The 21248-nt window shown below is 36.4% G+C and carries 14 protein-coding genes; 1 reads left to right on the top strand and 13 read right to left on the bottom strand.

Features of this window, described 5'->3' with window-relative positions; translation table 11 throughout:
* Window positions 1–16: 16 nt before the first annotated feature.
* From J1G40_RS17280 to J1G40_RS17260, 5 genes are all read right to left on the bottom strand, one after another.
* Window positions 17–1015 (bottom strand): polysaccharide deacetylase family protein, encoded by a 999-nt coding sequence (locus tag J1G40_RS17280; protein ID WP_265243916.1) that lies wholly within the window; start codon window positions 1013–1015, stop codon window positions 17–19.
* 208 nt (window positions 1016–1223) lie between these two features.
* Window positions 1224–1889: a class I SAM-dependent methyltransferase gene (locus J1G40_RS17275; RefSeq protein ID WP_265243915.1), complete on the bottom strand. Its 666-nt coding sequence runs from the start codon at window positions 1887–1889 to the stop codon at window positions 1224–1226.
* 42 nt (window positions 1890–1931) lie between these two features.
* Window positions 1932–3314: an MATE family efflux transporter gene (locus tag J1G40_RS17270; RefSeq protein ID WP_265243914.1), complete on the bottom strand. Its 1383-nt coding sequence runs from the start codon at window positions 3312–3314 to the stop codon at window positions 1932–1934.
* 314 nt (window positions 3315–3628) lie between these two features.
* Window positions 3629–5953, bottom strand: a complete 2325-nt coding sequence (locus J1G40_RS17265; protein ID WP_265243913.1) for a GumC family protein — start codon at window positions 5951–5953, stop codon at window positions 3629–3631.
* 20 nt (window positions 5954–5973) lie between these two features.
* A complete protein-coding gene (locus J1G40_RS17260; RefSeq protein WP_265243912.1) occupies window positions 5974–6801 on the bottom strand; it encodes a polysaccharide biosynthesis/export family protein in 828 nt (275 codons plus the stop codon).
* A 562-nt stretch (window positions 6802–7363) separates the two neighbouring features.
* On the opposite strand from J1G40_RS17260, the gene J1G40_RS17255 reads away from it, so the two are divergent.
* Entirely contained in the window at window positions 7364–8719 is a 1356-nt protein-coding gene (locus tag J1G40_RS17255) for an exopolysaccharide biosynthesis polyprenyl glycosylphosphotransferase (RefSeq protein ID WP_265243911.1), read from the top strand.
* A gap of 40 nt (window positions 8720–8759) precedes the next feature.
* On the opposite strand, the gene wecB is transcribed toward J1G40_RS17255, so the two are convergent.
* The 8 genes from wecB to asnB (J1G40_RS17215) all read right to left on the bottom strand — a co-directional run bounded on the left by wecB (window position 8760) and on the right by asnB (J1G40_RS17215) (window position 20710).
* Window positions 8760–9854 carry a non-hydrolyzing UDP-N-acetylglucosamine 2-epimerase gene (gene wecB / locus J1G40_RS17250; protein ID WP_265243910.1) on the bottom strand — a complete coding sequence of 365 codons (1095 nt, stop codon included), beginning with the start codon at window positions 9852–9854 and terminating at the stop codon, window positions 8760–8762.
* 170 nt (window positions 9855–10024) lie between these two features.
* A complete protein-coding gene (locus J1G40_RS17245; RefSeq protein ID WP_265243909.1) occupies window positions 10025–10762 on the bottom strand; it encodes a WecB/TagA/CpsF family glycosyltransferase in 738 nt (245 codons plus the stop codon).
* A 161-nt stretch (window positions 10763–10923) separates the two neighbouring features.
* The gene (locus J1G40_RS17240) at window positions 10924–12117 is read right to left on the bottom strand and encodes a delta-aminolevulinic acid dehydratase (RefSeq protein ID WP_265243908.1); all 1194 of its coding nucleotides are present in this window, start codon (window positions 12115–12117) and stop codon (window positions 10924–10926) included.
* Between the two features lie 5 nt (window positions 12118–12122).
* Window positions 12123–14255, bottom strand: coding sequence for a bi-domain-containing oxidoreductase (locus tag J1G40_RS17235; RefSeq protein WP_265243907.1), 2133 nt, complete (start codon window positions 14253–14255; stop codon window positions 12123–12125).
* A gap of 45 nt (window positions 14256–14300) precedes the next feature.
* Window positions 14301–16193 (bottom strand): asparagine synthase (glutamine-hydrolyzing), encoded by a 1893-nt coding sequence (gene asnB, locus J1G40_RS17230; protein WP_265243906.1) that lies wholly within the window; start codon window positions 16191–16193, stop codon window positions 14301–14303.
* Between the two features lie 81 nt (window positions 16194–16274).
* Window positions 16275–17375: a glycosyltransferase family 4 protein gene (locus tag J1G40_RS17225; protein WP_265243905.1), complete on the bottom strand. Its 1101-nt coding sequence runs from the start codon at window positions 17373–17375 to the stop codon at window positions 16275–16277.
* A gap of 6 nt (window positions 17376–17381) precedes the next feature.
* Window positions 17382–18512 (bottom strand): glycosyltransferase, encoded by a 1131-nt coding sequence (locus tag J1G40_RS17220; protein WP_265243904.1) that lies wholly within the window; start codon window positions 18510–18512, stop codon window positions 17382–17384.
* Between the two features lie 296 nt (window positions 18513–18808).
* Window positions 18809–20710 carry an asparagine synthase (glutamine-hydrolyzing) gene (gene asnB, locus J1G40_RS17215; protein WP_265243903.1) on the bottom strand — a complete coding sequence of 634 codons (1902 nt, stop codon included), beginning with the start codon at window positions 20708–20710 and terminating at the stop codon, window positions 18809–18811.
* Window positions 20711–21248: the final 538 nt, after the last annotated feature.

Raw genomic sequence — 21248 nt, 5'->3', positions numbered from 1 at the left:
CTAGTTGATTAACCGCCTAAATAAGATTTTTTAATTTACCCTTAACCCTGGCGTATAGCGTATTGCCGTCATACCCTAGTCTTGTAAAGCTACCATAATTACTAATGGGAGTGGTTCTGGCCATAAACCTGTTAAGTTTAATTGTCCCATTATTTTTTAACGGTAGGCGAGTAATTGAACTTTGTGTCGTAAATGCATATTTAAAGCCTGCCTCTTCCGTAATATTCAGAATGTTTTTATTAAAATTCCCGTTTGGAAATGCCATGGTGGTTATACTTTCCCCTAATGTTTCTTCCAAAATACGGTTTGATTTTTTGAACTCCTCCTCTATTTCCTGTTCTGAATAATTAGTCAAAATAGCATGATTGTGCGTGTGGTTACCAATAGTAATGTACTCGTCAGATGCAAATGTTATTAATTCTTCTTTTGTCATTGGCCTGTCAATATCAGACCATGGGTTAAAACAGTCTTTACCAAAATTTTCATATAAGTATTCATTTATTTCAGAATATTTAAAAGCTTTTAAATATTGCTGTTCCTTGCGAATTGCATCAAGTGTAATACCCTCCTTACTTCTAAATTTATACACAACATCCCACCAAAAAGACTCATTTGATATTAAATTATGTGTAGTTATAAATACCGTCGCAGGTACTTTGAATTTTCTTAAAATGGGTAATGCCCAGGTATTGTTAAAATAGCCGTCGTCAAAAGTGATCATTATATATCGCTTCTCCCTGGATAAACCGGCATCCAAATCGGCGGGACTGATAAAGTTATATTTATTGGCTAAGAAGTACTCAATAAAATGAGATAGTTGGTCTGTCGTAATATTATTTTGAGGAGACACCTCTTTAAGTTTTTTATCTTCCAAATTTCTGTAAACTCCATGAAAATAAAAGATAAGCAATTTACCCTCCTCTTTATATAAATTAAGGAGCAATGGATTGAGCAGGTGGATCGCATTATCAATTGCCTTGGGAACAATGACATCTATCTTAGATTTAAGGTTCATTCTTATTACTATTTAAGGTTCATTTTTATTATTAAAAGAATGTTATGTACAGAATATCTAGTATGTTTGAACTTGAAAAAAGTGAATTTTATTTCTTAACTATCACTCTAAAGAAACCCTCTCAAAATCCAGTGATTAAAGCAGGCCCCACCTTTACCCTGTTTGAAGGTATCAATTTTTTGGAGTGGAATTTAAATTCGCAATCGATTTATTTTTTGGCTTTTACCACAATGGTTACTTGGTAGTTTTCATCCTTGAACAACAGCTCTTTTTTGGTCAATTCTTCGGCGCTTATCCCTTCCAAAAAAGCAACCGCAGCAAGGACATTGCCATAAAAATCGACATTCACATTCTCTTCCCCAAAAACTTCACCAAAAGTTTTTTCAATCGATAAGGTTGTAAATCGCCAATAGTCTCCCCATCTCTCCATGTCGTACCGGGAAATTTGGGAAATACCAGAAACCGTGGCCAAAAGGTATCCACCAGGTTTCAGTAAATGTCTTGCTCCCTTAATTGCAGCCTTGAAATCGTATATAAAATTAAAGGTCTGGGTGCAGATAAAACAGTCTATTTTATTTTCGGGCAAGGAACCCAGATCTGTGAGGTCACCAGCAATAGTGACATTATTTCCTTCGGCCGAATGCAACACCTCATACTTTTCTATTTTGGCACCAAACTTTTTACTATAGGAGGCGTCCGCTATTTCCAGGATATGGCCCTTGACCAAATAGGAATTATTGGACAAAAAATCCTCAATATAAAACCGGTCGATGGGAGTACCCCGGTCAGAACCAAAAAGACTGGAAATAGGATTGACCGACCTTAAATTATTCCACTGGGGCCTTTTTATGAGCCTTTTTAAAAGTTTATTCAATCCAGAAAATATTTAGATGAAATTAGCATAGGTATGTTTTTATTAAGCAATCCATATCCCTCTTTTCTTTTTAACGATTATCATATAATACTGCAAGGGAGCGATGAAAAACCCATTAAAATTGGCAATAATTGAAGCCACAAACAATGAATATACCCCCATATTAAAATGTTTTATAAATAAGAGTACCAAAGCTATAAATAGAAAAGGACTTAAAATACTGGCCCAAAATTGTATGCGTAAAGCACTGATTCCATTTAAAAAGCTAACATATTTAGATTCAAACACCATAACATTAAAATAAAAAAACCCCCATAGGGATAATCGAAAACTTATATCTACCGTACCCTCTCCCAGCCATAAGGTATAGACAGAATTCGAAAAAAGAAGTAGAATTGTACCAGCTAAAATGAATACTATATTTAGCATATTGTATTTTCTAATGCTATTTCTAATCCATTGTATATCATTTTTTAAAAAAGCTTCCGTAGAAGCAGACCAGAACGGTGCTAAAAATATCATGAAGGTCATACTGAGGACGCCAAAATATTTGTAAACAATATTGTAATCTGTAACATCAACAGGTCCAAAATTTCTGGCAATTATAATATTTGCCAATTCAAACTGCACAATACTGGCAATCTGTATAATGAAAAAAACCCCTCCAAGTTTAAATAATTCCTTAGCTTTCGAAAACCTGATTTTAGCCAATGATGGCCTATACCGTCTATATCTTCCCGAAAAAAAATAAATATTAGCTGCAACCAAAGCAAGAATTGGAGCAGCACAAAGAGCAATGCCCATATAAGTTAAAGATCCTGACGTAGTTTGTACTAAAATTGCAATTATCAAAAGTGCAATTGTCTGTCCTACCAAATCGATAAATGATGCCTGTGCTGGTTCTTGATCTGCCGTGATTATCGTTGTAATTATCCGCAAAACGAACTGTAAACAGAAGTAGCTACAAACTATAATCGCCAAGAGCGAAATCTCCTCAGAAAATTCAGATGAAACATTGAGTAAATCACTCCAATTTAAAAGTGGGTTAACCAGAAGAAAAATTGATAACACAACAGTAAAAATAGTACCCAATACGGCGTATGTTGTACTTACATAAACCTGTGCACTTTCGTCATCTCCGATGGCCCTGGCCTCTGCAAATTTATTCCGAAACCCCTGAGTGAGCCCGATATCAAAAAAACTGAACCAAGCAACGATAGAACTTATTGTTAGCCAAATGCCATAGCGGTCGGGGTTAACATAGTTGATTGTAAGCGGTACAAGCAATAGACTTATCCCGATACTCCCACCCTTTATCAAAACGGATGAAACAATGTTCTTTTTAGCTTTAACGCTTCGTACATGCCCTTGAACCATGAATTTCTGGAAAAAAGCAATTACGGACATAAAATATTTGCTCATCATAAAATTTAAATTCACTCTGGAACAGCAGGATTGGGCAATACATCTTTTTGATTCTCTACTTAGTAATTCGATAATTGGCCATAAAATGCCATGCTATAATTTTCAACGAAACGAGCTGCCCATCGATTACTTTAGGTTTACCCCTGAGATTTAAAACAAATTACTTTTTGGGGTATAAATGCAAACTCCCCTCTATTATAACGACTTAGTTTTCTAAAATGTTATTAAAGTGTGAATTACAAAGTATTTTTATAATGAGAATATCGAGCAGAATTAAACTGCCATTTAAAAGAACACTTTTACTCAGAAGGAGTTTATACCCCATACCCGTACATTTGGTTATACCCATATCCATATCCATACCCACTATTTGCTTTTACAAACCCCCTCTTTTTTAAGCCATTGAAAACAATTGCTGTGCGTTCCAGTGATTTATCGTCCTGATTTTGACCTAAGTGTTGTACGACCTTTTTGGGCGTGATCGCATGGCGTACGACGAACAGGGTAATGTCACTAAACTGAGCGAGCAGTTTGCCCTCTGGAACAAGACCAATGGGGGCGGAGTCCATAATGATATAATCAAAGCGTTCCGACAGCTCCCCGAAAAGTAGCTCCAATCTTCCGTTCAGAAGCAATTGGGTATGGTCGTCGCCTAGGGTGCCCGCGGGGATCACAAATAAATTTTCGTCCAATTTGGTTTCTGTGATAATATCTTTTAGTTGAGCCTCTTCCCTTAAAAACTGAACAACCCCGTTACTTTTTAACAGGCCGTAGTTTTCGGAGGAATTCGGTTTCCTTAGATCCATATCGACAAGAATTACCTTTTTACCGCTCCGGGCGAGGCTATAGGAGAGGTTTTGGCTTACGAAACTCTTGCCCTCGCCGGCTATGCTAGAGGTGACGAGAATTTTCTTTTTCTTAAAGGTCCTACCATACAGTCCTAATTGGGCATCCAGTTGTCGGAACTGCTCGATCAACACTTGATCTTTCGGTTTTTTGTTCGAAAGCTTCTTAGCATTCGCCAAATAGGAGAGTTCACCGATGACGGGCAAATCGGTACTTTCCTCGATTTCTGAACGGAACAGGATTTTGTTGTTTAGCTGCTCCTTGATTACCACATAAGCTGTCCACAGCACTAGGGAGAAGAAAAATGCAATTCCATAAATCTTCAAACTCCGACTCACCGGTTCTAAGGAAGCCTGTGCCGAAACCACCACATTATTGTCGCCGGTCTCAGGGACGAAGGCAAGGGCCGTCTCCTCCCTTTTCTGCAGCAAAAAAGCGAAGAGGTCACCTTTTACCGCATGGCGACGGCTAATCTCCAGTAGTATCCGTTCCTGTGCTGGGATGGTTTTCAAGGCATAGTTGTACCTGCCGGAAGTTGAGCTTCGATTGGAAAGACTTGCCTGTAAGTTGCTCTTCTGACTCTGCACGTTCTCCAGAATGCTGGGGCGTATTTTATTAATTTCATCTCTTAGCGAAGTCAGCAAAGGGTTATTGGCCCCGGTTGTGTTCCTTAGCCCCTCATATTTGATTTCAGAATCATGGAGTTTCTGAAGCAGCTGCGTCAACACTGGATTGTCGATGCCCAAGGTGGAGGGCACTATGCTGCCTCCAGAATCTTTTGACCGTATATAACTTTCCACTTTATCGAGAATGGAAAGCTTGAGATTGATATCTGCGATTTTCTGGTCATTCTCTCCCGCATCCTGCAAATACAATCGACTCTGTTCACTAAGGTCGACAGCGCCTTTGGAGGAGCGATATTTTTCTATTTCGGCCTCTAATTCATTGAGTTCGCCCTCCACATTTTGGATACGAGCCTCAATGAATTGCATGGTATTAGCCGCAAGTCTATTTCGGTCTTCAATACCTTTTTGATTATAGGCCTTGATCAACTCATTCAAAATATCCTCGCCTCTCTTGGGTAAGGCATCTTCGTAAATAAGGTTGATCACGGTGGATAATTTTTCAGGGGGTATTACTTCCAAGGCTTTTAACAGCCTTGTCGTCATTACTCGCGGATTGACCAATACGAAAAATAGACTATTCTTGGCAGGCTGAACTTTATGGCCATTCTCTACAAAGCGTACTTCTCCAAAAGGGCTACTCACCCATTGACCGATGGGGTAGGAATTCCCGTTTATAGTAATGGCCTTTTTTAATGCATCGTATTTAAAATAATACTCGGAAGGCTCCTCTTCGGCAATTGCAATAGTTTCGGGGTTCTTTATCTGGACACGTATAGGGGAGGTCGTATACACGGGTACCGATTTGATATTTTTTAAACCAAGGAAATCCTTTTCCGCATAAATGGGGGCATACAATCCCAAGCTATCCACCACTCTTTTAATAAGATCGGGAGATTGAATCACCTTAATCTCATTTTCTACAATCTTTTTGGAATCGAAGGGGTTCATCGATTCTAGCATTTTCGAATCGTCGACGCCTTTGTTCTCGTCTTTGATCATCAATGTGGCGGAAACCTGGTATGTAGGGGCCTGATATTTTTTATAGCCCCAGGCCAAGGCAAGACATGTAATCAGGAGCAATGCCAAAAGCGGCCAAAAGGGGAAAAACAAATCGACCAGGGTATTGTACAGGTCTTTGTTTTTGATTGATTTTTTGGTGTAGTACATGCTTGTTTCTACCTTATAATTTAATAACGATCGATCGCAATAATCCCAAGTGACAGGGCGCTAAGAATCACCGGCAGCCATAGTATAGCCCGTGAGGTGCTAGCCACTTTTGATTTGTTGGGCTGCACGTAGATAATGTCATTGGATTGCAGGTAATAATACGGAGAGCTCAAGAGCTCTTCGGTGGTGAGGTCAATGCGATGGGTCATCTTTACCCCGTCTTTCTCACGGATCAAAAGCACATTATCACGTTTGGCATAGATAGTGAGATCACCGGCAAGACCCAAGGCTTCCAGCAGGCTTACTTTTTCATTGGGAATGGTCAGTACCGAGGGATTTTGCACCTCACCTAACACCGCAACTTTGTAATTGAGGTAACGTACATCGACAATCGGATCCAACAGGAGTTGTTGGTCGTTCAAGGCTTTTGTAATCTTCTCGCGCAGCCCACTTTTAGTCAACCCGGCCGCCTGAAGCCTGCCCAAAATAGGAAAACGGATAAAACCTTCCTGATCGATCAAATACCCCGACGCTTGGGTAGTTATTCCTTCAGACGAGAAACTTTGCGTAGCCGTGAGATTAGAGACATTAAAAATTTCCGCTGCTTCCGGATTTAGACTGCTGACCGAAATACTGAGGATATCGTTTTTTTGGAGTACGGGCTCAAGATTTTCAAACTGGTCGAGAAAACGGTCTTCCCCAACATCGTTAAAATAGGTCACCTTTCGGGTGTTGATACAGGAAGCAAGATGTAGTGCCACCAAGAAAATGACGAAGAATTTGAATACAGGGAATCGAAGCGATACAATTTGGCCTTTAAAGAAAGGTTTGGTGGGGTTAATTTTCATAAGAAGTGGTTGAATTTTTAGTGACAATTTCAAAAGATAAGGTCATAAAATTTGTAAAACATAGAATGAACTCTTCTCCCTACAGAATGCAAAGTAAAATAAATCACGTATAAAACAGCTAATTACCCATCTATTTTTTTATTTTACTCCAATCACAACCTACATTACAGTATTTTCCGATGATACTGGTAAGATTTTAGTAAACACTGTCCTATAAGATTGCGGAATTATTTTCGGGTTTTGGATGTGAACTCTAAAAACTTCTTCATACTTTTTAAATTCAATTGCTTTAGCTTGAAAATTTCCATATAAATTCTGTGCATTTAGTTCAAAATATGTATATTTAACTAGATGTTAACGCATATCTTTCCCTCAATCCCACAAATCCTACAACTTTTAAGTTAACAGATAATTTTTAAGAAGTAACGTCTTACTTTTTAGGTAGATATTATTTACACAGTTAAGCGATTCTCGCCATTGTGTTTATAACTCCTAATTCGTGCTATCGGAACAAACCAAAACAAATATCGGTTACCCCACCGGAACTATTTGAAATGTACTGATGACCGACTTTAAAAATTCTGACTTAATTATCCCTATCTCTCTGGTAATCCATTTAGGTATTATCAATGGTATCTTGTATTGGCTTAGCCCGGAGATCTATGGCCATCTTTACCATATAATCTATTATAATATTTCTTGGCTGCTCATTACCCATATGCTGCGGTATTATCCTACAGATCGCAAAGAGCGATTTGGGACCAACCTAAACAAAATGTTTCAACTTTATTTGACCTATGGCCTTGCCTATTTTGCTCTTTTTGGAGTAATTGGCAGAACCTATAAGTCATTTGAATATCAGCTTTTTGTCTTCTTGTTAATTTGTGCCTGTTTGACCGTATACCGCCTATTATTTTATTGGGTAATGCGCAGCTATCGTATTATAGGCGGCAATTCGGCAAATGTAGTTGTGATTGGGAGAGATGTTAATCTAAAGAAAATACAAAAAGTATTCGACCAGCCGGCACTCGGGTATCGCTACCTGGGCTACTTTGACGATAATCCTACACAAAGTCCTAGTTACTTGGGGCAGATCATGGATTGTTTTCTCTTTATTCTTGAAAATAAAGTGGATGAGATTTATTGCTTCGCCTCAAAATTCAATCATAATGAGTTAAAGAACCTGGTAAACTTTGCGGACAACAATTTAATAAAGGTCAATATTATTCCCGATAACAAAGCGATTTTCTCACGTACCATGTCCATTGAACTCTACGACAGCATTCCGGTTTTAAGCCTTCGAAAAGTACCTTTAGACACCGGGTATTCGCGCATCGTTAAGCGCAGCTTCGATATCCTCTTCTCTTCCCTAATGATTATTTGTGTACTGTCGTGGCTCACTCCCCTGCTGTTCATAATAATTCAGCTGGAATCTCCCGGAAAGCTCTTCTTTAAGCAAAAACGCCACGGCCTGAAGCGCAAGGTCTTTTGGTGCTATAAGTTCCGATCCATGCACTTAAACGGGGACTCCCATAACAAAATGGCATCCAAAAACGACAAGCGCGTCACCTGTGTCGGAAAAATACTAAGAAAGACCAGTCTCGACGAACTGCCCCAATTTTTTAATGTCTTTATGGGCGATATGAGTGTCGTGGGCCCCAGGCCCCATATGGAGTTACATACTTTTGATTATCAAACCACAGTTGACAAATATTTGGTACGGCATTTTGTAAAACCCGGTATCACGGGGCTTGCCCAAACGAGAGGATATCGAGGCGAAGTCACAAAAAAGGCCGACATAATAAATAGGGTCCGAATGGACATTTTCTATATCGAAAAATGGAGCTTGGGACTTGACCTGAAGATTGTATTTCAAACCGTAGAGAATGCCTTTAAAGGAGAAGAAAAAGCCTATTAACGAAAACATTCTACTAAAATATAATTGACTTCATTCAAAATCAGCCATATATATCAAGTAATTTATTAATTATTCTACTGGAAGTTTTACCATCCCACATTTCAGGCATACCTCCTTTTTTCCATTCACCATTATTTAGTTTCTTAATATAAGGAGATATATTATTCGGGTCTAGACCTACTAACTCGTTTGTTCCAATAGATATAGTTTCTGGACGTTCAGTAGAATCCCGCAAAGTAATGCATGGAATGTCCAAAGCTGTGGTTTCTTCTGCAATACCCCCCGAATCTGTGATCACGCACCTCGCATTTTTAACCAAATAAATGAATTCTAAATATGCTAATGGATCCATTTGCATTAACTGCTTATCTTCATAAGAAATTTCTTCAAGTACTTTTCTGGTCCGAGGATGCACAGGGAACAAAACTGGATACGGATATGAACTTCTTAAAATGCCATCGAGCAAATTTTTTAAATTCTGGGAATCATCAACGTTGGCAGGACGATGTAGAGTAACTAAAAAATATTCATTTTGTTTTAGGTTAAATTTCTCCCAAATTGGAGGTTGAATTAAATTGTCAATGTTTTGGTACAATGTATCAATCATTGTATTTCCTACTAAATGAATTCTATCTTCCGGAATTCCACTTTTAGATAAGTTAGAGTTTGCTAACTCTGTAGTAGTGAAGAAATGATCACAAATAGAATCGGTAAGTATTCTATTAATTTCTTCGGGCATTCTCATGTCTCCAGAACGGATACCTGCTTCTACATGCACAACATCAATGCACATTTTTTTTGCCGTAATAGTGCAAGCCATGGTTGAAGTTACATCGCCAACCACCAAAACAACATCTGGACGGTGGTTACTTAGTTCTTTTTCAAAACTAATCATAATCGAGGCCGTTTGCTCTGCCTGCGTACCCCCACCAGCCCCAAGATTTGCATCTGGTTTTGGGATACCAAGTTGATTGAAGAAAACTCCGCTCATTTTATTATCATAGTGTTGCCCGGTATGAACCAGTCGATATTTGATGTTTTCTGGAATTGCTTTATTGGCCAAATGTATGGCCTTGATAATGGGCGCAACTTTCATGAAATTTGGCCTTGCTCCCGCCACTATCGTTAGTATCATTCTAAATTGATATTTGGTTAATTGTATATAAAGGTGTCAGTAATTAATCAATAAACCATTACTAATTTTTAATATAGATCTTCCTGTTTCAAGCCAGATCCCTTATTATTTACCTTGTATGAATAAAATCTCCTTGAGTGCAAAATATTACTAATTTTTAAAAAAGCATTTTATGATATAAAACGCTCTTTAAGAACCATTAATATAAACTTCGTGTTACCAATAAGGTAGCGTTTCCACATTCTTTTAGGCTCTTGGACAAATCGAAAGAACCACTCCAATCCAGCTTTTTGCATCCAAACAGGAGCTCTTTTCAGTCTGCCGGAAACTACATCGAAGCTTCCGCCTACTCCCATAATAAAATTAACTGTATAAAGCGTCTTTTTGTTTCTGTACAAAAAATTCTCTTTTGTTGGCGAACTTATGGCCACAAACAAGATATTAGCTTCGCTCCTGGAGATCTGTTCTGCAATTTTTTCCTCTTCCATTCGATCAAAATATCCATTGCGATATCCAGCAATGATATCAGGTGAAAACTCCTCGGAATATTTTTCAACTACAGCTTTGACCACCTCTTCCTTTGCACCCAGAAAAAAAATTTTATGTTTTTTAATGTGAGCTACTTTTACAAGACTTTCCATTAGATCGATTCCTGCGACTCTTTCTTTTAGTGGTTTGCCCAAGAATCGTGAAGCCCATACCACGCTCTGTCCATCCGCATTGATTATATCACTTTCATTAACGCTTTTTTGCAATTCTTTATCTGTTTGCATGGCTATTATTTTGCCCGCATTTACGACAACATGATGAATTTGTTTTTTATCTTGAATCGCCCTTTCTATTTTGTCCAGAGTTTCTTGTGCGCTTAGATTATGGATTTTGGTATTAAGGATATATATATTGTCCATTCTAGTCTAGAATTTTTGTCTTTAAGTATTTAGGGTTGCTGATCTTCGCAAAGATTATAAACTCTAGGCCGCTACCATCCTTATGCCCTTTTACTTGAGCCATTTCCTGTTCTCCCTTTTCAGGTAGTTCCGGTGGGTGCTCTTGCCGTTGTCGAACTCCTTTAGGGTTTTTGCAATTTGTTAGTTTTCTTGTTCTCCTCAAATAGGTATGTGCTCAAGGCATAGAACATCCAGGCCTGTGCCCATCGAATATAAGGTATTTTAGATGGAAAATACTTATTGATTTGATAATAGAAATAGCCCTTTTCAGACTGCATATTTGTTATTGTCCACTTTAAAACTCTATCTAATAATTCTTTTTGTTCCTGAAACTTATCCAATTTGGATAAAGTAATTACCATTTGGGCCGGGGCATGAATATCTATGGGATAGATAGAATTGGAATAATATTTCGGAATGCCCTCTTCAGTAAAAAATGTTTTAATGTAAAAAGTAAACCCCATATCAAGGTGTTGCTCATAAGAATTATCCCCTGAAAACTTCATGTATTCTGCGATACATTCAAGGTTATAACCGGTATGGAAATTATCAATCCATTGATGAAAACTATGCGTTCCATAACACCAGGAACCATTGCTAAGTTGTTGATTACAACAAAATGCCACGGATTTTTTAGCCTCTTCAATAAGGATACTTTCTTTGGTGAAATTATATACTCTTGAAAGGAGACGACTACCTAACAATGAGGCATTGAAAACCACACTTTTATCTAAAGGAGAATACGAGAATGCAAAATTACCCTTATCGTCATATGTTTTGTTTAAATCTTTAATAATAAAATCGCAGGAACTCCGAGCCATTTTGAGCAAGTGTTCTTCTCCGATAATCTCATAAGCATCTAGCAATGCGTTGCTAATAAAAGTTGTTGCGACTATCGTTGGCGTGTTTTTAGGTTGAAAAAAAGCGCGTGCCTGCCAATCAAAATTATACCCCCAACAGCTTCCTGAATATTCATCAGATTGACACTGTTGAAGCTGATCAATAAAAGACCTGATTTGGAATATGGTTGTCTCTGTAGGATTGATTTTGTACAAATTGCAATAGCCCGATAAAAACAGACCAACCGCCTTAGCGTTGTAATCTTTCTTTATCCCTGCAATTTTTCTAAAATTTACAGGTGACCGTTTGAAAAATTGGATCCAGATTAGTTTAAATAATCTGCTTTTTCTTAAAAATGGCAGATAATCAAAAAGTTTACTATTTAGCCCATCGAACGGATCATATCCTTTATAGGCTTCTGATCGGCAATATTCTTCTAACTTTATAAAACTTGTTTCGATTGATTTATCTACCATTGAGATTAGATTTTAACCAACGCCCCCGTTTTTAAGGATTCCAAAACGGCAAAACTAGCTTTCGAAACAGAAATTATCTCTTCAAATGAAATTGGGGATGGGGTTCCATTTTTAATTGAACAAATAAATTCATCCACCATTTTCGCCTGACCTTTATCCTGATTAAATAATTTCTTCTTGAATTTTTTCTTACCAAAGATTTTCAATTCTTTGAAATTATTAAGAATTCCGGCTGAGCCCGAATTAAAAACTTCGATGTACTCCTTCGGTAAGGTTTTTGGTCCGTTGGCATAATATGAAACAACTCCTATGGAGCCATTGGCAAAAGTGAGTTGAATACTTAATGTATCATTATTGTTTTCTGCATCGGGTAAAGCGTTGGCGAAAATCCCTATAGGTAAACTTCCATTCATCCAGGTGAGGTAATCTATAAAATGACAAACTTCACCAATAATACGACCGCCACCAAGTTCCATATCTTGAAGCCAGGAGTCATTGGGAAGTTTACCTGCATTGATTCTATAATTCATAGACATTGGTCCTTTTCCCATTTTTTTCTTCAACTCAACAGAAAGCGGACTAAAACGACGATTGAATCCGACCAACAAATGTTGTTTTCCGTTATACTGATCAGTAATTTGTGACAATTCATCAGGGGAAATACATAACGGTTTTTCAACAAAAACGTTTTTATTGTTCTTCAATGATTTTAATACGTATTCCGCATGGGAATCGTGTCGGGTAGCGATAAATACCGTATTAACTTCATCATTTTGTAAAATATCCTTTTCATCAGATGTGCAATAATCAAAACCAAATCTTTCAGCTACACGCTTTGATGTTACCCCTGTATTTGTAAGGATGCCTTTTCTGGTAACCTGTTTATTCTTGGGGATATTGGGCAACAGATTGCCTTGTGCATAACTTCCGGCACCTATAAAAGCAATGTTAACTTTGCCAATTGGAGAAGGTTTATTTGTGCTTATTTTCTGAAATAGACGCTGCTTTTTTTCAATATCGTATTTTAATATAATTCCCATATACGGCTCTGAATTATTCAGAATCATATCATAAGCATCAGGTGCCTCGTTAAAGTCTATTTCATGAGTTGTTAAATAATCAATGTTAATGGTACCACTATAAATTAATTGTTGGAAAGCTAGCATATTGCGTTTTTCAGTCCAACGGACATATGCAACCGGATAATCAATGCCCTTTTCCTCGTAATTGTTATCGTAACGGCCCGGCCCGTAAGAGCACGACATTTTTAGCTCTAGCTCCTTGCGATACCAATGCGGATAACGTTCAAACCCGGTTGGGACTACTCCTAGTATAACCACTTTGCCTTTTTTTCTGGCAATGACACCGGCAAAATTTATCGGATCGAGACTTTCGGTTCCAGCTGCGATAATCACGGAGTCGACACCTATTCCATCTGTAAATTGATGTATTTGGTCTTCAATACCTTTTGAATTTCTATTAAGCGCTAGATCAGTGCAATGTGATCTGGCAGATTCAACAGCTGAACTATTAACATCAATTCCAATTACCCTTAATCCTGAGGCCTTTAACATAAGACAAGTCAAGTGACCCAATAGACCCAATCCTATCACAGCACAGGTCTCGCCAAGTCTTAAATCAGCTTGTCTGACCCCTTGCATAGCGATAGCTCCTAAGGTATTATATGCTGCGTTTTTTAAACTGGCCTTATTATTTAGTTTCACCACTAAGTTGATAGGAACGGCAATTATCTCGGCATGTACCGCATAACCAACTCCGGCACAAGCAACCCAGTCTCCTCTTGAAAATTCAGTAACACCTTCACCAACTTCAATAATTTCGCCAGCGCTCGAATAGCCCAAAGTAGAGTATGCTTCCAACTTTTTTGAGACTGCTCTGTAAGTTTGTACCGGACCTTGTTGAATTAAGGTATCAATTACTTGTTTAACTTGCTGTGGCCGTTCTTTAGCTTTGCCAATCAAATTTTTCCTGGCAGCCTTAACCGTTGAACTTTCAGTCCCCGCACTTATTAGTGAATAATGGTTTTTAACTAATACCATTCCTTTCCCTAATTGCGGAGCAGGTACTTCCTGAACTTGCATTTCACCGTTATTCAGTTTTTGGGTAAGTTGCAGCATATCGGGTTATTTTTTTATTTGTCTTAAATTAAATGATAATTAAGTTCATTTATCTAAATATTCTCTGCACCATAATTCAAGAGTTAATAACTGATAAATTTGGTAAGCTTTATCTTCATCACCCCTCCGGTCGCTTTCTATCATTTGTTTCACGACAGAATAGTTGAGAAATCCTCTTTTATTGATATTCTCCTCCGAAAGCAATTCATCAACCATGCTCCTTAAATCATTTGCAATCCATGATCGAATTGGAGCCCCAAAGGAAGCTTTTTTTCTATATATAATTTCTTTAGGGAGCACTTTTTCAGCGGCCTTTTTCAAAATGGATTTTGACACTCCTCTTTTAATCTTTAAGTGGCCTGGTATCTGCATGGCCTTTGTCACCATCAACTTGTCTATAAAAGGTACTCTAACTTCAACTGATGCTGCCATGGAGGCTCGATCGGTATAGGTTAAATTCAAACCTAACATAAACATTTGTGTATCGATATTACATATCTGGTTGATAAAATCATCTTTATATTTTGATTTAAACAAGGATTTATGTTCATGCGCAACTAATTCAATAGCAGGTTTGTAATCAACTTTAAAAAGATCTCTAAGTTCATTTGTGCTGTAATAGGAGTAACTTCTCATATAAGCTTCATCGGCCGGCAATGTTGCAAAGCTTATAAATCGCTTAGCCCATCGGCCAATTTTGAAGCCTTTACCAAATATTTTTACAGGTAGCCTATTTACTACTGCGGAAGTTATGCTTTTTACAAACTTGGGAAGTTTATTATACCTGAGTGCCAAAAGTGTTGCTTGCTGTCTCCTATAACCAAAAAATATTTCATCAGCTCCCATTCCGGACAGAAGAACTTTTGCACCTTTTTGTTTTGCTGCTTTGCAAATAAGATAGGTATTTATTGCCGCTGGATCGCCAATAGGCTCGTCCAATGCGCGAACAATGCGTGGAAGTTCATTTAATATATCTGAGTTTATTTGGAGTACATTATGATTAAATTGGAAAGTGTCTGCAACAATTTTTGCGTATTTTTCATCATCGGGCATTTGTTCGATCTTCTTATCCTTCATCAATGTAGATATCGTATAAGTGGATAGTAGATGATTTTTCTTTTTCGCCAATACTGAAATTAGGGAAGAATCCAGGCCGCCACTTAGAAAGCAACTTACAGGTACATCAGCGACCATGTGGCGCGCCACAGATTTTTCGATAGTTCTTGTCAGCTCATCAACTATGTGTTGTTCAGTATCAATTGATTTTGATGTGTCATCTAGCTCCCAATATCTGATTATTTTAACGCCTTCATTTTTGTTATAAGTAAGGTAATGAGCCGGAGGCAGTTTGTGACAATCATTGAACATGGTTTCATTTCCTGACACCCATATGTAATTTATGCAGCTAACTAATGATTTAGGGTTAATAATTTTATTAAATCCCGGTATTCTTACAAGAGTCTTAAGTTCAGAACTAAAAGCAAAAGTGTTATCAATCTGAGTATAAAAAAGTGGTTTTATCCCAAAATGATCACGTGCTATAATGAGTTCAGAACTTTTCTTATTATAAATAGCAAATGCAAACATGCCTAAAAAGAAATCAAGGCATTGCACTCCAAAATGTTTGTACATTTCAAGTACAACCTCGGTATCCGAAGAAGTGGAGAAAATTACTTGTTTCTCATTTTTTAATTTTTCCTGGAGTTGTTTGTAATTATATATTTCGCCATTAAATACAATTACGAGATTACCTTTATGAAACGGCTGATTGGCGGCTTCACTTAAATCAATAATGGAAAGCCTCTGATGTGCTAAGGCAATATATTCATCAAACCATACCGATTGATTATCGGGTCCTCTATGGTGTTGTATTTTATTAGCATCTTCAGCTAGTTCGTTGTTATTCTTAAAACCAGTGAATCCAGCTATTCCACACATAAGCTTATTTTATATAAGATTCTTTCCACTATGTTTTATTTATTCGCAATCGAGAATAATCAATTATAAACAACCTTTTATTTAGCTATCTAGTAAGGTTTGAAATATGTAATGTATATTTTTTTCAAAGTGATTTATTGTATAATTGTCCATAAACCTTTCATATCCTCTTTTTCCCATCTCTATCCGCATATTTTTATTTTTCAATAATACAGCTATTTTTTCTGCAAGCATAGGAGCATTTTGAGTTTCAACCAAAAAACCAGTTTTACCATCTATTGTCATTTCAGGAATTCCTCCTTCGAGTGTTGAAACCACTGGAAGGGCGTGTTGCATTGCCTCAAGAATTACCAAAGGAAAAGCTTCATTATAGGTTGGAAAAGTAAATATATCGGCGTTTTGAAACTCAGCTATTTTATCATTTCCATAGAGAGGTCCTGTTACTTGTACCACTTCTGCCAAACTTTGATTAGCAATCCGATTTTCCAAAAATTCAATAGTTAGATCAGCAGGGGCCCCAACTAATCTAGCGTTAAACAGATATCCTTGACTATGAAGAATGGCTAAAGCATCAATTAATACCAATACACCTTTACTTCTAATGTAATTTGATAAAAACAAAACATTAACAGTAGATTTGTTTAATCGATTTTGAATACCATTTCTTTTTGGTAGTATTTTGATCCCATTTGGCACAATGTAGGGTAATGTATATACTTCAGATATATCCTCTGATAATCGTTCGGATAGGCATATTACATAACTATTTTTAAATACCCAGGCATATATTTTCTTTTTAAGAAAGCTTTTCTTGATATTATTTTTAATGCCTTTGCCATGCAGGTGGAATACAATTTTTGAATTTAATAATTTTAGTAATAGAACATAACAGGCATCTCTGTAAAAGGCAAATCCTTTTGGCGCTATAGTAAAATATATCAAATCCGGACTTTTGGTAATAACGATTTTCGCTATCATAAAACCGTATAATATTGCTTTATAAATTTTTAGCAAGGAAAATTTTTCTAATTCCTTTATTGATTTGGCAAACTGTAGATTGACAATATCTATAGTAAAATTTCTTCTTAAAACCTCACTATTTATTACATAGCTATTCATTAAACTGGCTCCATGCAGTGGGGGTGGCAGTTGTAAAATGCAAAGAATTCTTTTTGTATTCATTGATTATTATTTTTTGCACTGTACGAATTTTATAGCATCAACAAATCCTTTAATAAAGGAATCTATTGAACATGTTGTCTCTATCATTTTGCGTGAATTAATTTTCATTTTGTATTGAATATCTTGAGTTTTCAAGTATTTACTGATTATCAAAGCCATCGCTTCTGCAGTGCGGGTTTCTACAATAAAACCGGTTTTTTCATTGATTAAATACTCTATTTCAGGACTATGTTTATTATGCTCAAACGTCACAACCGGGCAATCGAAATTGAAGGCATGATTTACTGAAAGTCCTACCGGACCTGGCATTACCATTAAATCGGAGCAATACAATAATTCTCCGTTTTTAATATCGTCGTGGATTGCACCATAAAACGTAATATTCTTTTCAATTCTTTTGTGCTTTACCATGTCCTTTACTTGATTTAAATACTCACCATCGCCCACAAAATGAATGCCTATGATGTCCCCATGTTCATTATACAAATAGTCATATATATCAAGGAGGATTTGAGGTTGTTTAAATGCTAATATTCTTCCGATAAATATTAAATTGTACTTTTTTGTAAAGCCAATTCTATTTTTAATTTTCTCTCGACCTTCCTTCTCAAGCCTATCTCTAATCGAACTTAAGACTTTAGTATTTAGGCAATTGAAAGCCACAAATAGTTTATCACAACTGACATACTCTGAATACAAGGTTTTAGCTTCGCTTCCATAAAAAATTACGGCATCAACTTTTTTTACTAAATACAATCTCAGTTTGTCGTTTAATGATTTTTTAGGGTTAAAACCTTTGGTTCTATCATACCCATGTCCCCAAAGAAGGAATTTTATTCCTAATACTCTTGCTAGTAAGTATGTTGGTATGAGCGACAAAACGCCAATAGAGAATTCATGTACAATTACTTTGGGCTTATTTTTCAATATGTATTTAAAGACATTTAAAAATTGTCCAGATTCCTTTTTTGAATATTGAAAACTACCAATTGTTTTAGAATAAGGAGCCGAAACTTGTTTTATACCAGAATTGCTCTTTGCATGTATTAAAGTAAAATTGATGTGTTGATGAAGTTCATCTAAAATATCTTTTCTGTATTTAGGGAAAATTCTCTGAATTATTAAAACGTCATTCATAAATCTATACTTCATTAAGTTTTTTGCCGCCCTTGCCCTATAGCCGAGCTATAGAATTTTAGCCCTATTTTTAGACCAGTGTGGGGATATCCCGAATCCGCCCCTTGATCCCAAAGAACAGGCCGAATATTGTGCGACCAGGAAGTGATGTTGCCATTTATTTATAACGGACATTTTGAAAATAATGTTTTTACAAGACCTTTATATCTTGATTTCTCCTTGATGACCTTAGTTATTACTGTTTAGAACCAACTATTTAGATCTGAACTTAAAGAACTATCGTAAAAAGAATTTAATTACAGGTTATTAATATTATAAACCTTCGACCACACCTCTAAGTTAATAATCCGCCAGAAAGGGAAATTTGGATATTTAGTGGGGTTTTCGAAAACTTTAAGAATTTTATCTGAATTCCAGATTTTTTTAGATTTAAAATTTGCAGCGTTTAAAATATCAAAAATATAAGATTTAAAAATTGGATCATTAGAGATATATTCATTAAAAGGGGTATTAAATCCTATTTTATTTCGGTTTAGTTTGATAGAATCAGGTAACAATTTACCTATTGTATCTCTCTGTATGATTTTAGTTACTCCATTTTTAAATTTTAATTCAGTCGGAATTGAAAAAGCAAATTCCAACATTCTGTAATCCATAAAAGGGGAGCGAATTTCTATTGATTGTTGCATAGAAGAAATATCTTCATAATGTAGAATGTGATTTAGGCGCCCCTTGTGATTAATATCATTTAAAAGATAGTTGTTAAAATTATTTCCTTTAAAAGAGAACTTATATTCTGATTGATAATGTTTGTAATTCGAATTTATAAAATCGTTATTCAAGCAAGAAATTGATTTTTCCTGATATTTTGCTCTTAAATAAGAAGCAAAGGGTTGGTTTAATATTGATTTAATCATTTGTGAAATCAAAAAAGATTTCGAATAATTATTCAGAGAATTTAATGCGCGAAACTCTTTTGCAAAATTTCCACCTGATGATAATAATTGATTGAGTAAATGGGCCCCACTAATATAGCGGTCGTAGCCCGCATAAGCTTCATCACTTCCCTGCCCGTTCAATACCACTTTAATGCCTCTTTGTTTACATTCCTTCATAATGTTATGATGAGCAATGCTCGTAAAAGAACCAAGGGGGTGATCTAAATTATAAATGATATTTTCAAAATCACTTATAAGATTACTTTTGTCAATTAATATTTCATGGAGCTTTATATGACGGCATGTTTTTATAAATTCTCTGGCAATTGCCGTTTCATCATCTTTAAAATTTGGAAAGGATGCAATATAGGCATGAATATCAGTTTGTTCCAGTTCCCCCTTTTCAATTAAGTTATCCGTAACTTTTGCTATTGCTGAAGAATCCAACCCCCCGCTTAATAAGAGCGCAACAGGAACATCGCTTCTGTATCTCAGTTTTACCGCATTTTCAAATAATTGAATGTATTCTTCATGTGGGCTTAAAATGGGATTGTGCTTAAATGAGTTTTCTTCCAATTTCCAGTACTTAAAGAAGGAAAATTTGTCATTTTCATAAACCATATTAGTGCCCGGTAATAATTCAGAACAAGCTTTAAAAAAAGTTTCTCCATCATTTAGTCGATAGCCATAGGCTAAATACTCAAATACCTTACTATGATTGGCATCTCTTAAATTACAAACCTTGTGAAGAACCTTTAATTCACTGGAAAAAAACAGACAGTTATCACTATAACAATAATAAAACGGTTTAACACCTAAGCGATCTCGTGAACAAAAGAGTTTATTTTTCCTGAAGTCATAAATCGCAAATGCCCACATCCCGTTAAAATGTTGTACACATTCCTCGCCATATTCCAAATAGCTGTTGATGATTACTTCGGTGTCAGATGCTGTTCTAAAACGGTATCCTTTTTCGATAAGTTCAGATTTGATTTCGAGATAATTATATATCTCCCCATTGAATACCAAAACAATGTTTTTATCACTGCTTAACATGGGCTGGTTTGCAGAATCATCAAGGTCAATGATACTCAACCGTCTAAAGCCAAAGGCAATGGGCTCTTTTATAAAAACACCATCGGAATCTGGCCCACGATGTTCAATGGTATTGTTCATGATCTCAATGGTAGGGCGCATATCGGCTTGCCAATTGAGCGTTTTTTGTTTGCTTAGAGCAATTGCCCCGTTAATTCCGCACATTACTTCTTTGGTTGTATGTTTGTTTTTTATATAATATTTGAATTTATTTCATAATATATTTAATGATTATGAATCCAAAGCACTTTATAGCTATTCCGGAGTGACCATGGCACTGATTAGGTCAAACGGTGCCACTTTGAAGATATTACAATTGTATAAATAATTATCTGTTTAGTGATTGGAAATTATCGGAATAAAGAAATAGACTGAACAAAAAACAGAATGTAGAATATAAATGGTTAAAGAAATTGAAGAGGAGTACAGTGCGGTAATAAAAAATCATCTTAGCAGAAAAAGCGGTACAAAGATGATTGCGGTGCTCAATTACTCAGATGTAGCTCTGGCAAAGTGGCCTACAGGAATTTTAGTTCATTGTTTACTATTTTATTAAATCGGAATTCAGGAATCTCGCAATCTCAATTTAGCAAAACAATCTTGCAATGCCGTTACAGTGATTCTTCCAAGGCCTGGATGCTTTCCTCGGTTCCACCTCGGAAAGGGCCTTGGGGTTGGCTTTACAAGGAAAGCCATTCCCTTG

This window comes from Muriicola sp. Z0-33 (genome assembly GCF_026126425.1).
Classification (GTDB): Bacteria; Bacteroidota; Bacteroidia; order Flavobacteriales; family Flavobacteriaceae; genus JAFMPW01.
Note: the sequence above shows the minus strand (reverse complement) of the source record. Positions and strands in the feature narration are given on the sequence as shown.

What these genes read in the sequence shown, in the direction of transcription:
- J1G40_RS17280 (WP_265243916.1), bottom strand. Translation starts at nt 1,015, where the DNA reads ATGAACCTTAAATCTAAGATAGATGTCATTGTTCCCAAGGCAATTGAT.
- J1G40_RS17270 (WP_265243914.1), bottom strand. Translation starts at nt 3,314, where the DNA reads ATGATGAGCAAATATTTTATGTCCGTAATTGCTTTTTTCCAGAAATTC.
- J1G40_RS17265 (WP_265243913.1), bottom strand. Translation starts at nt 5,953, where the DNA reads ATGTACTACACCAAAAAATCAATCAAAAACAAAGACCTGTACAATACC.
- J1G40_RS17260 (WP_265243912.1), bottom strand. Translation starts at nt 6,801, where the DNA reads ATGAAAATTAACCCCACCAAACCTTTCTTTAAAGGCCAAATTGTATCG.
- J1G40_RS17255 (WP_265243911.1), top strand. Translation starts at nt 7,364, where the DNA reads ATGACCGACTTTAAAAATTCTGACTTAATTATCCCTATCTCTCTGGTA.
- wecB (WP_265243910.1), bottom strand. Translation starts at nt 9,854, where the DNA reads ATGATACTAACGATAGTGGCGGGAGCAAGGCCAAATTTCATGAAAGTT.
- J1G40_RS17245 (WP_265243909.1), bottom strand. Translation starts at nt 10,762, where the DNA reads ATGGACAATATATATATCCTTAATACCAAAATCCATAATCTAAGCGCA.
- J1G40_RS17240 (WP_265243908.1), bottom strand. Translation starts at nt 12,117, where the DNA reads ATGGTAGATAAATCAATCGAAACAAGTTTTATAAAGTTAGAAGAATAT.
- J1G40_RS17235 (WP_265243907.1), bottom strand. Translation starts at nt 14,255, where the DNA reads ATGCTGCAACTTACCCAAAAACTGAATAACGGTGAAATGCAAGTTCAG.
- asnB (WP_265243906.1), bottom strand. Translation starts at nt 16,193, where the DNA reads ATGTGTGGAATAGCTGGATTCACTGGTTTTAAGAATAACAACGAACTA.
- J1G40_RS17225 (WP_265243905.1), bottom strand. Translation starts at nt 17,375, where the DNA reads ATGAATACAAAAAGAATTCTTTGCATTTTACAACTGCCACCCCCACTG.
- J1G40_RS17220 (WP_265243904.1), bottom strand. Translation starts at nt 18,512, where the DNA reads ATGAATGACGTTTTAATAATTCAGAGAATTTTCCCTAAATACAGAAAA.
- asnB (WP_265243903.1), bottom strand. Translation starts at nt 20,710, where the DNA reads ATGTGCGGAATTAACGGGGCAATTGCTCTAAGCAAACAAAAAACGCTC.